Origin of the sequence: Desulfoscipio gibsoniae DSM 7213 (genome assembly GCF_000233715.2) — a bacterium.
GTDB classification, from domain to species: domain Bacteria; phylum Bacillota; class Desulfotomaculia; order Desulfotomaculales; family Desulfallaceae; genus Sporotomaculum; species Sporotomaculum gibsoniae.
Genome location: NC_021184.1, coordinates 4,561,624 through 4,575,251, shown reverse-complemented (window position 1 = coordinate 4,575,251; position 13,628 = coordinate 4,561,624). Strand labels below are relative to the sequence as shown.

Annotated in this window: 15 protein-coding genes; all 15 read left to right on the top strand. The window is 43.3% G+C overall.

The window, feature by feature from the left end; genetic code table 11:
- Position 1: 1 nt before the first annotated feature.
- The 15 genes from DESGI_RS21340 to DESGI_RS21275 all read left to right on the top strand — a co-directional run bounded on the left by DESGI_RS21340 (position 2) and on the right by DESGI_RS21275 (position 13,559).
- Positions 2 to 280: a hypothetical protein gene (locus DESGI_RS21340; protein ID WP_006524223.1), complete on the top strand. Its 279-nt coding sequence runs from the start codon at positions 2 to 4 to the stop codon at positions 278 to 280.
- Positions 280 to 420, top strand: coding sequence for a hypothetical protein (locus DESGI_RS25250; protein WP_006524224.1), 141 nt, complete (start codon positions 280 to 282; stop codon positions 418 to 420). Before DESGI_RS21340 ends, DESGI_RS25250 begins: the two co-directional genes overlap by 1 nt.
- Positions 421 to 443: 23 nt before the next feature.
- Positions 444 to 1,541 (top strand): siphovirus ReqiPepy6 Gp37-like family protein, encoded by a 1,098-nt coding sequence (locus DESGI_RS21335; RefSeq protein WP_006524225.1) that lies wholly within the window; start codon positions 444 to 446, stop codon positions 1,539 to 1,541.
- A gap of 47 nt (positions 1,542 to 1,588) precedes the next feature.
- Positions 1,589 to 2,011, top strand: a complete 423-nt coding sequence (locus DESGI_RS21330) for a phage holin family protein (protein WP_006524226.1) — start codon at positions 1,589 to 1,591, stop codon at positions 2,009 to 2,011.
- On the top strand, positions 1,995 to 2,651 hold the full coding sequence (locus tag DESGI_RS21325; protein ID WP_006524227.1) for a peptidoglycan recognition protein family protein: 657 nt from the start codon (positions 1,995 to 1,997) through the stop codon (positions 2,649 to 2,651). The genes DESGI_RS21330 and DESGI_RS21325 overlap by 17 nt, the downstream gene beginning before the upstream one ends.
- 149 nt (positions 2,652 to 2,800) lie before the next feature.
- Positions 2,801 to 3,658 (top strand): tyrosine-type recombinase/integrase, encoded by an 858-nt coding sequence (locus tag DESGI_RS21320; protein WP_006524228.1) that lies wholly within the window; start codon positions 2,801 to 2,803, stop codon positions 3,656 to 3,658.
- Positions 3,659 to 3,673: 15 nt separating this feature from the next.
- A complete protein-coding gene (locus DESGI_RS21315) occupies positions 3,674 to 4,432 on the top strand; it encodes a hypothetical protein (protein ID WP_006524229.1) in 759 nt (252 codons plus the stop codon).
- A gap of 71 nt (positions 4,433 to 4,503) precedes the next feature.
- Positions 4,504 to 4,770: a DUF4160 domain-containing protein gene (locus DESGI_RS21310; RefSeq protein WP_006524230.1), complete on the top strand. Its 267-nt coding sequence runs from the start codon at positions 4,504 to 4,506 to the stop codon at positions 4,768 to 4,770.
- 12 nt (positions 4,771 to 4,782) lie between these two features.
- A complete protein-coding gene (locus tag DESGI_RS21305) occupies positions 4,783 to 5,022 on the top strand; it encodes a DUF2442 domain-containing protein (protein WP_006524231.1) in 240 nt (79 codons plus the stop codon).
- 120 nt (positions 5,023 to 5,142) lie between these two features.
- Entirely contained in the window at positions 5,143 to 7,722 is a 2,580-nt protein-coding gene (locus DESGI_RS21300) for a hypothetical protein (RefSeq protein WP_006524232.1), read from the top strand.
- Between the two features lie 1,900 nt (positions 7,723 to 9,622).
- Positions 9,623 to 10,216 carry a DUF6037 family protein gene (locus DESGI_RS21295; RefSeq protein ID WP_006524233.1) on the top strand — a complete coding sequence of 198 codons (594 nt, stop codon included), beginning with the start codon at positions 9,623 to 9,625 and terminating at the stop codon, positions 10,214 to 10,216.
- A gap of 260 nt (positions 10,217 to 10,476) precedes the next feature.
- Positions 10,477 to 11,421: a hypothetical protein gene (locus DESGI_RS21290; protein ID WP_006524234.1), complete on the top strand. Its 945-nt coding sequence runs from the start codon at positions 10,477 to 10,479 to the stop codon at positions 11,419 to 11,421.
- Between the two features lie 194 nt (positions 11,422 to 11,615).
- Positions 11,616 to 11,966, top strand: coding sequence for a hypothetical protein (locus DESGI_RS21285; protein ID WP_006524235.1), 351 nt, complete (start codon positions 11,616 to 11,618; stop codon positions 11,964 to 11,966).
- A 618-nt stretch (positions 11,967 to 12,584) separates the two neighbouring features.
- Positions 12,585 to 13,100, top strand: a complete 516-nt coding sequence (locus DESGI_RS21280) for a hypothetical protein (protein ID WP_006524236.1) — start codon at positions 12,585 to 12,587, stop codon at positions 13,098 to 13,100.
- Between the two features lie 189 nt (positions 13,101 to 13,289).
- Entirely contained in the window at positions 13,290 to 13,559 is a 270-nt protein-coding gene (locus DESGI_RS21275) for a phage integrase N-terminal SAM-like domain-containing protein (RefSeq protein WP_006524237.1), read from the top strand.
- Positions 13,560 to 13,628: the final 69 nt, after the last annotated feature.

Here is a 13,628-nt window from a genome sequence, read left to right as displayed (position 1 = left end):
TATGATTTATGTATTTGAAAGCGGCAGTATCGTTTACGATGAGAGTGTTTTGACAGAGGCGGATAAGGCCAGAGCTGTGGCGGTGGAAAAGCTGTCGGAGCAGGAGAAGCCAGTAGGAAAGATCGCCATTATCAAGGCGGACAAGGCAACGGAGACTGTTTGGTGGGAATATGTAGATTCCCCTGCGGCTGTTGAATTTCGAGAGCTTGAAGTTCAAATCCAAGGGCTGCAGATGGCTATGGCGGAACTGACAATATTGTTAGCAGGAGGTGAAGCATAATGACTTTTGATAGAAATTCGGCACTAGTTAAAAACGTATGGGTGCCGCTCATACTGGCCGGGGTTTACACGGTGGAGCAGGTACCGGCACTGGGGAACCTGAAAGCGGCAGTGCAGCAGGTATTAGCGGAAATGGAGTAACACCTTGAGAGGGGTGTTTTTTTATGCAACCGATTAGAATATTATCGCCGGGATTAGATTTATTGGGAGAGGTAGACAACTATCTCTCCTTTACCTTTTGCCGCAGCTACCACTCGCCTGGCGAATTCCAGCTGGTCACGAATCGGAAGGTACGAAATACGGAGCAGCTTGAAATCAACAACCTGATTATGCTGGGTGCAGATACCGGGAAAGTAGGCATCATCCGCCACAAAGAAATCAAGGCAGGTGAACGGGGAGAAGAAATGCTCACCATCAAGGGTTACGCATTGGGGACTATCCTTAGTCAGCGCATCACCATCCCACCTGTCGGGCAAGCCTACGACATCCTGGAAGCCAATGCGGAAACGGTCATGAAACACTATGTGCGGCGGAACTGTCTACAGATATCGGAGATGGAATTTCCGTTTCTTGTGATTGGTGATGACCAGCAAAGGGGAGAAATCATTAAATGGCAAACACGATACAAGAACCTGGCTGATGAACTGGAACAGATAAGCACACTCACCGGCCTTGGTTGGCATATCTATCCGGACTTCAATGCAAGGAAGTGGGTATTTGACATATACAATGGAAGGGATTTTTCCGCCAGCCAGCAAATAAACCCGCTGGTTATCTTCTCACCAGAGTTTGATAATATCAGAAGTCAGGAATTTATTGATAGCTTGGTGGGCTTTGGTAACTATGCAATCGTAGCTGGTCGAGACGAGGGAGCCAATAGAGAAATCATGATGCTGGGCAGCGATGCTACTGGTCTGGATCGCCACGTTATCTTTGTTGATGCCAGGGATGTTAAAGATACTGCTGACCTGCCAGCAAAAGGTGAAGCAAAGTTGGCTGAGCATCAACGGGTCATTTCCTTTCAAGCCGAGGTTTTAACTGCTGGGCCATTTAAATATCAGCAGGATTGGGATGTTGGGGATGTTGTGACCGTTCAAAACAAGGACTGGAACGTGACCATGGATACCAGGATTACTGAAGTGCAGGAAATCCATGAGGCCAGTGGCTTCAAACTGAACGTCACATTCGGCAACAACCTTCCTACCCTCCCCCAGAAGTTAAAAGCGGCCCTGGGGGACTTCAAAACAGAAAGCACACGATAAGGACATCTTTGACAGGTGTCTATTTTTTATGAAAGAAGGACGATTGCATGAAAGATATCATTCATACCCTGCAGCTGGCTTTTACCGCTATTGGCGGCTATATCGGTTGGTTCTTGGGTGGCTATGACGGTTTAGTATTAGCCTTAGTGGCTTTTGTGGCCATTGACTACATTACCGGCCTGATGGTGGCAGTTATCGAAAAGAAACTTTCCAGTGAGATCGGCTTTCGGGGGATTTTCAAAAAGGTACTCATATTTTCCTTGGTGGGCATAGGTCACATTATCGATTACTATCTGATTGAAAAGGGCAGTGCCGTTCGTACCGCTGTGATATTTTTCTACCTGTCCAATGAAGGCTTGAGCATTATGGAAAACGCCGCCAGGGTTGGGTTGCCTATACCGGAAAAATTGAAATCGGTATTGCTGAACCTGAAAGAAGACAAGGAGGGACAACATGCTGCACATAAATAAGAAGCTTATAAAATATAACCACTCTAGCAGGAACGGCCAGTCTATCAAGTACATTGTCGTTCACGATACCGGCAATCCACGGGCAGGAGCTGATGCGGAGGCTCACTATAAATATTTTAACGGTGGAGATCGGCAAGCCTCAGCCCACTACTTTGTGGATGATAAGAGCATACTGCAGCTGGTGGAGGATTCCCAAGCTTCCTGGCACTGCGGTGACGGTGGCGGGAAATATGGCATTACCAACAGCAATTCCATCGGAGTAGAAATTTGCATTAACGCTGACGGGGATTACGAAAAGGCAGTGGCCAACACGGTGGAGCTGGTCAAACACCTGATGGGCAAATACTTCATTCCACCGGAAAGGGTGGTCAGGCACTATGACGCCAGCCGGAAAATCTGCCCCGGTACCATGCGGGAAAACAACTGGGCCAGGTGGCATACTTTCAAGAAGTCATTGACCGAACAGCCCAGGGATGAATTGGCAGAAGCCTTAAAGATTCTAGTGGCCAAAGGAATAATTAATACACCTGAATACTGGCAACAAAACGCCAGGGAAGGAAAAACCGTAAACGGAGCCTATGCCGCTGCCTTAATTGAGAGGATGGCGGCATTATTATTGGAAAAACACCCGCCGCCTTGAAGATAAAAGCCTTGGACGAAAACCAGTCCGGGGCTTCTTTTTTTTTAACGCCCGAATACTTAACTTTTCTTGTTAAATCTTTAGGTAATTATAACTTGATGTTATCCCAATGTAACGGTAATATGCTACCTACCAAAGGAGGGAGAGAAATGCTCTTAAACCAAGCAATCGAGGGTTTTGCAAAGTACATGCACCTTATTGATAGATCGCAGGAAACCATCCGGGGCTATGCCATAGAATTGAAAGGGTTTAATAACTTCTTGACTGTCAAGCACAACTGCCCGGTGTATTTAGAAGATATTGTGCTGCAGGATTTGGAGGACTATTTGCTCTATGAAAAGGAAAGAGGCTCAGCATCAGCCAGCAGGAGCCGGTCGTTATATATTTTACGCAGCTTTTACAATTACTGCTGCAAGAAAGACCTCTGCACCAAGAACATCGCCAGCCTTTTGGAGCCGGTGAAAATCAAGCAAAAGGAGCGGGAGTTTATCACCGAGGATGAACTGAGAGAATTGGTAGCCGCCATTGAGCAACCAGTCATTAAAACTGTAGTCCAAGCCATGTTTTATACCGGCGGTCGGATTTCGGAAATGATAAATTTGAAACTGAATGACGTGGATTTAGAAGGCAAAGTGCTGCACATCATTGACGGCAAGGGCGGCAAGGATCGGGATGTGCCCATCAATGATAAACTCCACCAGATTCTCACCCATTACCTAAAGCACATCCGGAAGGCGGATTCCGACCGCTTCTTTGCATTGGCTAGAACCGGCAAGGTTTCCGACAGTTATATCAATCGCTGCATCCATGATGCGGTAGAACAGTTGGGCTGGAGTAAAACCATCAGCGCTCATGTGCTTAGGCACTCCTTTGGCTCGAACCTACTGGAGAAGGGGGCCTCGGTGGTCAGTATCCAAAAACTCCTGGGCCATTCAAGCCTTCGGGTAACATCCAGATACCTGCACCAGGACACGGGCAAGCTTACTGAAGCGGTTAATCTTTTGTAGGGAAGGAGAAACACCATGAAAAAGCCAATTTATGATGAGAAGGTTAAGCAGATTATTGAAATGTTAAAGTTTAAAACCAGGGATGAAGTGGCGGCAGAGCTGAAGTACAAGAGTTGGAAGAGCCTTGATATGTACATGCGCCGGAAGAATTTTGCCTTTGACAGCCAGCAGGGTCAGTATTTTCCTATGCGGAACAGACTGGAAAAACCGGACCCCAAAAGCTACGCACCCACCAAGGTAGCCAGCATCATTACCGCCTTTGAGATGGAAGGAGCAGACCCCAGGCTGGTGGCCAAGCAGGAGGGCTTTCAAGACCACAAGGAAATGGCTGAGTATATGAAAACCAAGGGCTACGAGTGGAACGTCCATAAAAACAACTACGTTAAGACGGTGGGCAGGATTGATGTGCCGGAGCCGGTCAGTCAATCAATGCCAGAGCCAATACCGGGACCAACTGCTCAACTAAATAACGGGGAAATACCGGAAGGGCTTGGGGAATATTTGCCCTTCCTCCGCTTCCTCTATGAAAACCGGGATGAACTATATCAGCTAATCACCGGCACCAGGGAGGATGGCATCATTCCACGTTACGCTGTTCCAGGGGAGGTAAGGACTAAGGCCATTTATATGAGCGAGGTTGTCGCCAAGCTGGCTGTGGAATTTAGCAAAGAAAAGAAGGTCGCTTTAAGGGGAGTAATGGAAGGGGCGTTAGTGGAATACCTGATGAAGTATGGGTTTAAGCGGGAAGTGGAAACGCTCTTAAGAAACCAGTAAAAATATTTATTCCACGAGTGTGTTTTTATGGTATAATAGATGTGGAGTATTGTAGGGAAAAAGGTGATATAATGCCGACCATTTGTATGTTTTATGGGATAATTATAAGAATGTATTGCGCCCCTGGTGAGCATAACCCGCCTCACTTTCATGCATATTATGGGAAGCATAAGGCGATAATTGATATAAATACTTGTGAACTAACTAATGGGAGTCTCCCTAAAAAACAGCTTAAACTTGTCCTTGCTTGGGCAGAATTAAGACAGGAAGATTTATTGGCAAACTGGGTGTTGGCAATGAATAGCGAATTGCCGTTTAAAATTGAACCTTTGAAATAGAGGTGATGAATTATGTATGTGTCTGTAGTAGGAGTTGAACCTTTGGAGAGCTATAGACTGCTTTTAACCTTTGAAAACGGAGAAAAAAGGTTATTTGATATGACGCCTTATCTGAACAAAGGAATTTTTAGGGAATTAAAAGACAAGAATTTATTTAGATCGGTTCGGGTGAGTTTTGATAGCATAGAGTGGAGCAATCAAGCAGATATTGATCCCGAGGTTCTTTACGAAAAAAGTGTAGCATATCAGTGATTTATAAGAAAATCTATTATGAATAATTATCTAATTTCTCCTAACCTTATGGAACCTGCTAATAATTATATCCATTAAGACCACAATGAAAAGTTAACAAACCCCTCAAGCCCTTGTCCCATGCGGGTTTTCGGGGTTTTTAATATACAGGAAACCAGAAGCTTTAGTGCTATTAACGCTAATAAGTTAGCGGTAACATTCAGTGCTCCCGTAACCGATACCAGTAAAGCCGTTTTCTCGGTTAAAAGGGGTACTGTTGCTGAGGATGTAAAAGCTGCTACATGGAATGATGACAAAACCGTAGCAACTTTAGAAAAAACATCTGGCAATTTCATTGCTGGAGATTATACTGTAACAGTTTCTGGGTTGGATTTGGAAGCTGGTAAAGATACCGCAACCACTACCGTTGCTGCTGAAACAGTTCAATCCATTGAGATTGCGAACAACGCTCTTCAGAAATCAGCAACTGCACCACTCACAATTAAGTTCACAAATCAGTATGGTACAGAATCAACCATTTCCGCTTCTGACGCAAAATTAACTATCACTGCTTTTGACACAACCGCAAATGCTACAATCAACCAAGTAGTTGGCAAATTCCAATTAAATGCAGCAGGTGCTACTCTTAAAGACCAGGTTGTTGTCACAGTTATGTACGGTAGTGTTAAGGCTACCAAGACTTTAGAAGTAGTCAATACAGCAACCGTTTCTAGTGTAACATTAGGTGCAGCACAGCTGCCTACAGGCAAAACCATGTTCACCCCTACTGGCACTAAGAATGTTGAAGTAACTTATACCGCGAAAAACACCTTAAATGAAGATTGCAAACTTGTTACTGGTGATGTAGGCAATGGTGTGATTTTCAAGTCTTCAGACGAAACCATTCTGCCTGCTGCTAATGTCTCGGTTGATGCCAACAACAAAATTATCATCAGTGCGTTCCTGAAAGCTGGCACGGTTAAGCTGACAGCACTTTGCCCGGCTTCTGGAGAAAGCAGTAACATTGACATCACAATTAACGAAGATACTAGTGCACCATACTCAATAACTCTGGAAAAAAATTCAGCATCGTTTGCTGCCGGAGCTATAACTCCCATATACATTAAGGCAACTGTTGCTGACAAGTATGGCACAGCTATTGCGACCAAGGATCTGAATGCTGCTGATTACACTGTAACTGCAGATAACAGCCAGGTTGTCGGTGCCACCGTTATTTTTACTGCTGATGCTGGATACGAAGATTGCGTAAAAATCACTCCTGCCGCCTCAGCGGTTATGGGTGCATCTTCAGTCGTTACTATTACTGTAAATGCTTCTGGCCAGAAAGCACAAGTGACAGTAACAGCTAATGATGCAGCAACTCCAACAACTATCGACACTAAGAAAGATACTACTGTAAGTAACAATATGTTAGTCGGTGCAACTCAGACATTGCAATTCGATTGCAAAGATCAGTATGGTAATGCGGCAGTAGACAGCGCTTCCTGGAGTGTTCATTACGTTACCACTGACAACACTGTAGTTTCCTTGAATAAAACTGATGATGCGGATATTACTACTGTAAGCGTTGTAGCTACTGCGCTGAAGGAAGGTACTGCTACTGTTAAAGCTCAGCTGATGAAAGACGGTGTGGCTGTGGCAGAAAAAGCCTACACCTTTACAGTTGCTAAGAACGACAGTGGGACTGTAACTTACAGCATAGGTGATATCCCGACACTGTACCATAATGCAGGAGCTGCTGCTGTTGATGCAGCCGCTGTTGACGCCGGATACGCTAAGGAGATCAAAGTAACGGCTACTGATGCCAGTGGCAATACTTATACAGTTCCTGTATCGAGTATAGTTAGCGTAGCTACTGATAATGCTCAAGTTGTAACTGGGCTGGTAAATGGCAAATACTACATTGATACTAATAACGTAGTTGTTGCTGACAAAGATGTCACTGCTAAGTTGACAGTGATTGTCAATGCTGCCGACACCGTGAAAACTCTGTCTAAAGATGTAACGATTTCCAAGGATGCTTCTCAGGCAGTTTCTGTTACATTCAAGAATGTTACACCGAGCGTTACTAATGCTAAAGCCACGACAACCAAGGATGTTGAAGAGTACACCGTAGCAAATGCTGCTGGATATAACAATGCCGACCAAAGCGGAGCTCAGGACGTTTTTGTATGGGTCACTGACCAGTTCGGTGGATATTCCTTAAGTGGTACTGAAACAACTTTACTCGCTCCTATGGACGGTGTGACCGGTATGGCAACCGATACTGTTGCGGTTGCTGGTGGAGCAGTTAGTGTAACTGAAGTTGGTGGCGATACCACATTCACCAAGGACAGTGCGAAATTCCGCGTGATCGCTTCTTCAGGTGCATATTCTGACTACATTACCGTTACTGTAACTGATGGTGTTCTGCCGACTGTCGCAACTGCTATAACAGCACAGATTGCGCATGGTGATTCTGCTAAGGTTACATTCTCTGAAGCATTATCTGCTGCTGGCAAGACTGCTGTTGAGACTGCGATAGATGCGGCAAAAGTGTCAGGAACATTGACCTTTACCTGGAACGCTGCAAATACTGAATTAACAGTAGCAAACACCGATGGCGCAAATGATACTGCTTTTGCTGCTGATGTAACAGCAAATCTTACAGACGTTGCCGGTAATGTAAACAATGCTCAGAAAGTAGTTGATTTGCCGTAAATGATTTAACAAAGAACGTACCAGGCATTTAACTTATTAGTTGTAAACGCGTGCCAATGGTCTGTGCCCCCGGGGGTTAAATCCTCTGGGGGCACCTCTTTGTAAGAAATGCACGGGTCGGATCTGGCCGAGGCCTGGCGGCCCCATCCAGTTCCTCCCAAAAGGGGACAGTCCCTCGCTGCGTTAACAATTTAACACATTAAAGAGCTTTTCAGCCGGGAGGTCCCAAGCGGATCGCCCGGTTGTCTTCTTTTTGTGTCATGCCCCCCCCTGAGTTGGCTGTCAGAACCAGCACCAAAGACGTCGGAACCATTTTGTGAAGTCTACAACACCAAGGCTACCTTCTTTTCTAGCCTTCCAGCACTGTAATTGTCCTCACTGTGCTCACCGAACAATATTCAAATGTCAAAGAGCGAAAAAAATTAACCTACCCAACCAGCTAAACCCGGCTAAAGTCTTAACACTAGGTTTAGAAAAATTTGAATACAATAATTTGTAACTTAAGTCAAAAAAAACCTAGATTTCTAAAATTTAATATGTATAGCTAAGTATAGTATAATATGTCGAAAAATACAACAGGTAATAAGTGCCATACAAGCATTTTATAAATCGGTTTTTCCATTTGTATATAAGGTTTAACCGACCTTTTTGTTTCTTCCATAGAAATATACGTTGCACAGGTGAGATTTTGTGGGTATAAAAAACGAGGTAAATATTGGCAAGTGGTGTCGATGCTCGGGTCGGTTTCGGGAATCCTAACTGGCTCCCAAAACCTCCCAAAAGGGGACAGTCCCCCACTGCGTTAACAGTTTAGCGAGATAAAGAATTTAACAGCCGGGAGGTCCTACGCGGATCGCCCAGCTGTTTTCTTTTTTTGTTCTCCCTTATGCTCGTTTTTTCCCTTTCAGCCCTGGAATCGGTCCAGCAGATAGCCAGCATGAATTGTTGTGCCCCCGGTGGTATTCAATTGTCAAAGGACAGGAATGAATTTAACTGACCGGTTAAATAATAGCATTTTGCTTTAAGTGCTTAGGATTTAACAACTACATTATAACGAAAGAATATTAAGCATTCTTTTCTGAGGGATGAACATATATTTCAAAATTGTGAACAATTGTTACAAGACAGGAATCCTGTCCTGAAAAATGAAGTGCACGGGTCGGAATCTGGACGGGGCTCGAAAAGCCCCATCCAGTTCCTCCCAAAAGGGGTCAGTCCCGAAGAGCACAAGGGGACAGTTCTTTTGTGTCATCCAATTAGTCCCAATCAGCTAACCAAGGCCAGTGCGGTCCCACGTGGATCGCCTGGCCTGTTTTTTGGCTGCCGTGTGGGTGGGGATATAGGAATTGTGAGCCAGCCGGGTGGGTGGGAATATAGCCAGCCAAGCAGGTTGGCCGGATAGGAGTTATCTGGCTTACCTGGGGGGCTGGCAACACAACACAACGGGATGGCTCTTTTGTGTTGTTGTTTCTACCCACGCATGTTACCATATAGTCAAGGGGCATCGAAATGGCAAGAACGGCCAGTAACGAAAGGCGTAGCAGTCAACATAAAGGATAGTCTTATATATCAAACAAGGGGACGGTTAACATTAATGTGCAACTGCGGGAATAAGTGGATAATTTTATTCATTCTTCTGTGTTAAGCATTATCATGATTGTTTTCTGTCATAAAATCCACTAGCATTGTATTCCTTAACAAGGGTTTGTCGTTCTCCTTTTTGCCCCTTTTACCTCCGTTCTTTAGTTTTAAGTCTTATGGAGGTATTGTCGCATGTTTCAAGAGGCGTAACCATGTACTTTCGGATTGAGTGCTTACATATAGTCGGGGTAGCGTGGCGGAAGGCCAAAGTGAGAATCGGAGAAAGAGAGCAAATACGGTTCAAAAAGAAGGTAGTAGTATGAGGATATTTGAATTTAGTGGGTTGAGAATACTTCATAAGAATATGAAGCAAAAAAAAGAAAAGAGGGCAATATTCCCCTTTGATTATAATGGAAAAAATTTTAGCTGTATCTTTTTGACGGACATATTACCTTATCGGCTATATTTGACAACACTTGGCATCAATCCTGAAGTATTTGAACTGGAAATAAAAAAAGGGTATAGAGTTAAGTGTTACATGGAAGATTACAAAAAATTAGTTGCATATCTTGAATTAGAATATGACCCCAACCATAAATTTGCTCCAATCGATTTTTTTAAGGCTTTAAATCGAAAAATACCAAAGGAGTTTCAGCGGAAACCAAACTATACGGATGTCATAAGGGCTGCTTCAAAAAGGAGGAACATTGAGGAGGCTAGCAAGATATATTTTTGTGGTTGGAAAAGGAATCCAATAGGAAAAACGGTCAGCGATAAAAATTACGAAAAAACAAAAAGTGCATTTGGAGAAGAAAAAGCCGAGATGAGTAAAAGTAAAAATATCAGTTCATGCTGGACTGATATTCAAGATGAAGAAAACATAAAAAAATTAAGCGAGATAGTTACAATGTAGTAATATAGCTGCGCAGAACATGAAGAATTGTTGCCAATACACATATTTTTGCTATCATGGATTCTATCTCATTATACCAGGACAACCATCCAAACAGGTAGGCCTGATAGGGTATATCGGCTTACCTAGTTGGCTGGTTATTTTATTTTTAACAACTGCCCCGTCGGAACGTATCAGAGGTCATTTAATCGTTAAGGTTCTCAAGGTAATAAGAGGTGAAGCGTGTTTTAAATAGTATATTTACCTAAAGGGGGGATAACATGAATTTATGGGAGGCCTTCGACAAAATTGATGACCATCTAAAGGACAAGTTGCTTACTATTCCTCCTTACCCTTGTGTCTCCGGGAAAAAGGTTGAGGAATTATTAGGCTGTTTAGAAAATCCGGATCCGGCTTGGGGAGGGCTGGAGGGAGAAGTGTTAAGGATGGTAATTAATCCATGGCAAAGAGCATATCAGATTGAATATAGGTTTAAACCCTCGAAGATATTGAGCCGTTTAACGAAAGTGATTGAAAGCGCTACCTATGATCTAATGATCGGCAATTATATATGCTCATATTTGACCCTGGTGCCAGCCGTAGAAGTTGCATTAAGAGAGTGGGCTATCGAGCACCCGGAAATAAAATCTGCAAACACAAAAGGTGAGTTTAGCATACTTGTTTTTGGGAAGTATTTAGTAAAATATTTGGGGGAGAGGAATGATGAAAGGCGATCTAATCCTGATTTCCAAAACTGGATTCGCAACCAAATTAAATATCTGGAGTATATGATCAAAGAAGTGTTTTACCAGAATTTTGCCGGTTCTAAAAAAGGCGTGAAGCGGGAATTTAATAGAAATAGGGCTTTGCACTTCCTTGAGTATATGGAGGAGCCGGACGTCTTACGTGACAATAATACCAGGGTTTTACTATTACTTGATATTATTGCGGAATTATATCTTAGCCTAGACACTAAATTATACACTGATAACACCTTCTATGCTAATTGGCAGGACAACACTGACCTCAATCTTAGGTGGAAAATATATCTTAAAAACAAATTGGAAGCCATAGATTTTACGGATATTAACATAATAAGGTTTGCCTTTATCACGGAGGATAGAAAAGTGCGTTTAACAGATGAGATGAAGCAGCATTTCATAAAACAAAAGGATGGCCAAATACACCTTATCACTAGCCGAAGGAAGGGTGGGTTAAAGAAGTGAAGGAAGCGGGCTAGGAAGCGTATCGACACGGAATAGCCTTGGCTTTAGTCTGGTTTCGACAAACAGTTGTGGCAATGCAGGGGTTGGAGGTTCTTAGGCTACCGGTTAGCCAAGCAGGTAGGCTAATTGGAGTTTCCTATTTGACTACCTACCTGGCTGGTTACTTTGATATAATCGGGTAGAGGTGAAATTCCATGGTAGCAAAAATAGGCGTAGGGATATGTGTATTGGCGGCAATCCTTCTCTACGGTGCCGGGATATTATTCTGGTTAGCCATAATATCGGCATTGGTTATTTTGATTGCCGGGTTTGCCGGAGCATATATTGCCGCAATACCGGAAATGAGAAAAACCGATGATAAAGCAAGGCAGATGGAATTTGAGGGTGCTAGTGGAGAAGAAATAATTGCGTTTATAGACAGGCCAGATGATCCGGCGAGCTATGAATTCGACCCTATTCCAGTCTGGGCCCCGGCGATATCCTTGATAGGTGTAATAGCCGGGGTGGGATTATTGGTTGCCGGGGTTATTATTAGGTTTGGGTAGGGAGCCTGCTGAGCGGGAGGGCTCAATTTGGGTCCAATTAGCTTACCTAGTTGGCTAGCAAATTATTACCCCCAGCAAACCTTGGTGGCAATCAAGGGGCTGGGGGCTTTCATCATACCAATTGGCCTTTCCTAAATCAAGGGTAGGTATGATAACAATTCCATGGGGCTTTAGAATAAAACCAGCCAAGCAGGTAGGCCTGATAGGATTTATCGGCTTACCTAGTTGGCTGGGATGATTACCGTTGTGCTGGGGGCCAACTAAAAAATAGATGGATGGGATTAGCTCCTGGGGCTAGTGATGAAGAAATTATGGGCTGTATTGATTGACCGCCGGGCAGTAATTGTGAAGTAGTACTGCGGTAATTGCCTGGGTAGCGATAATGGTGGGTATTTTTGGGTGGGATACAAGGGAGTTGTATAATTGGGTACTTTCCTGCAATATAGTTTTAATTACTTGGTAAAACTGAAGGGTTTTCAAAAATAATGTAGAATAATTTACCTAACGGTTCAGAGTATTCAGACCTAATTATGGTCCTTAAGGTTTACCGAATAAATGAGTGGTGGGGCACTTTATTTGCCATAGGATACAAGAAGATAGAAAAAGGGGGGTGTTTTGATGAGATATGAGGACTTAAGTCAGGATATAATTTCCAACCTAAAAAACAACGGTATTATTTGGGATGAACATAGGAGAGTCTTTTTTACGAAACTACATAAGGAATTTTATTTAAAAGGGATTGAAGCTAAATCAGAAGATTATTTAGTTGAATTCTGCAACTTGGTTGAACATCTTAGAAGCCATCTTGAATACGGGGTAAACATTGGTTGGGCTGACTCAGAGCTTAATAAGTATGTCTATAGACTTCATAAGGAAAATTTGAAGAAACAGTTTCCGCTTACAATTGATGCGTTATCCAGGTTTTATGATGACAGCGATATTATTTCTTTTTATAAAAATGTACTTAGAGCAAAAAACCCAGCAATTATTGATTTGATTGGGACAACCGGTGCCGGGAAGACTACGTTCTGCCAGCAATTTGTTGATGCTCGGGTCGGAAGCTGGACGGGGCTCAAAAAGCCCCATCCAGTTCCTCCCAAAAGGGGACAGTCCCCCACTGCGTTAACAGTTTAACGAGATAAAAAATTTAACAGCCGGTAGGTCCCACGCGGATCGCCCGGCTGTTTTTTCTTTACGTAATGCTCATTGGACAAAACCGCTAACGCGGTGGTAAAACCTTTGAGGTTCTTGAATAATCATCTGGCCCATTGCAAGATTATAGTAATGGTAATACTTTCTTTTGGTCTGTGAGGAGAGTGCGGTATGGAAAATAAAGAACAGGTTTTACTACGGATGAAAGAAGACATTCTGCTTAGAGGACTGTCAAAAAACACACTTGAGAGTTATACATTAAATGCACGGATTTTTCTTGAACATTGCAACCGCCCGGTGGAACAGCTAAATGAATATGATATCCGCAATTTTTTATGGTATTTAATCAACGAAAAAAGGTTCTTCCGCACTTTTGATACAAGGCCCATAATCACCTTTATAGTTCGTTATATCCTAAAAACAACAATCATGCTTAAATAGCTCATGTATACTTCATAAGACAATGCTGGTCTTCTTATTGTTATTATGCTAAAATCCTTCCATGAGCAA

Coding starts and splice junctions, on each gene's coding strand:
- DESGI_RS21310 (WP_006524230.1), top strand. CDS start 4,504: ATGCCGACCATTTGTATGTTTTATGGGATAATTATAAGAATGTATTGC.
- DESGI_RS21305 (WP_006524231.1), top strand. CDS start 4,783: ATGTATGTGTCTGTAGTAGGAGTTGAACCTTTGGAGAGCTATAGACTG.
- DESGI_RS21340 (WP_006524223.1), top strand. CDS start 2: ATGATTTATGTATTTGAAAGCGGCAGTATCGTTTACGATGAGAGTGTT.
- DESGI_RS21325 (WP_006524227.1), top strand. CDS start 1,995: ATGCTGCACATAAATAAGAAGCTTATAAAATATAACCACTCTAGCAGG.
- DESGI_RS21320 (WP_006524228.1), top strand. CDS start 2,801: ATGCTCTTAAACCAAGCAATCGAGGGTTTTGCAAAGTACATGCACCTT.
- DESGI_RS21295 (WP_006524233.1), top strand. CDS start 9,623: ATGAGGATATTTGAATTTAGTGGGTTGAGAATACTTCATAAGAATATG.
- DESGI_RS21330 (WP_006524226.1), top strand. CDS start 1,589: ATGAAAGATATCATTCATACCCTGCAGCTGGCTTTTACCGCTATTGGC.
- DESGI_RS21335 (WP_006524225.1), top strand. CDS start 444: ATGCAACCGATTAGAATATTATCGCCGGGATTAGATTTATTGGGAGAG.
- DESGI_RS25250 (WP_006524224.1), top strand. CDS start 280: ATGACTTTTGATAGAAATTCGGCACTAGTTAAAAACGTATGGGTGCCG.
- DESGI_RS21275 (WP_006524237.1), top strand. CDS start 13,290: ATGGAAAATAAAGAACAGGTTTTACTACGGATGAAAGAAGACATTCTG.
- DESGI_RS21280 (WP_006524236.1), top strand. CDS start 12,585: ATGAGATATGAGGACTTAAGTCAGGATATAATTTCCAACCTAAAAAAC.
- DESGI_RS21290 (WP_006524234.1), top strand. CDS start 10,477: ATGAATTTATGGGAGGCCTTCGACAAAATTGATGACCATCTAAAGGAC.
- DESGI_RS21285 (WP_006524235.1), top strand. CDS start 11,616: ATGGTAGCAAAAATAGGCGTAGGGATATGTGTATTGGCGGCAATCCTT.
- DESGI_RS21300 (WP_006524232.1), top strand. CDS start 5,143: ATGCGGGTTTTCGGGGTTTTTAATATACAGGAAACCAGAAGCTTTAGT.
- DESGI_RS21315 (WP_006524229.1), top strand. CDS start 3,674: ATGAAAAAGCCAATTTATGATGAGAAGGTTAAGCAGATTATTGAAATG.